The sequence below is a fragment of the Nocardioides abyssi genome (assembly GCF_030412915.1).
Classification (GTDB): domain Bacteria; phylum Actinomycetota; class Actinomycetes; order Propionibacteriales; family Nocardioidaceae; genus Nocardioides; species Nocardioides abyssi.
In genome coordinates this window covers 1-290 of the sequence record NZ_JAUHJR010000111.1, presented here as the reverse complement: position 1 = coordinate 290, position 290 = coordinate 1, and the positions used below count along the sequence as shown (strand labels likewise).

Annotated in this window: 1 protein-coding gene; it reads right to left on the bottom strand. The window is 78.6% G+C overall.

Features of this window, described 5'->3' with window-relative positions:
* Positions 1–290: alkaline phosphatase PhoX (locus QWY29_RS20125; protein WP_300963009.1), on the bottom strand; the 290-nt coding region annotated here is incomplete at both ends.

Below are 290 nucleotides of genomic sequence, written 5' to 3'. Positions count from 1 at the left end.
AGTCGCAGTTGTAGCCGAACTGCTGCTTGGCGGCCTCGGGGCTCTGGCGGCGCACGTCGAAGGCGGGTGCGCCGGCCACGACCCCGTCGCCCCAGCGGATGACCACGTCGTGGTCGAAGCCGGAGGGGGTCACCACCGCGTCGCGGCGGTTGGGGCGCACCGGCGTGAACGCGGCGGTCGCCAGGTCGCCCGAGACCGGGCGGGCGGCGGCGTCGCCGGCTGCTGCCGGGTCGGCGGCGGCGGGCGCCACGGCGGCGGCGGCCAGGGTGCCGCCGAGCACCATCACGCCG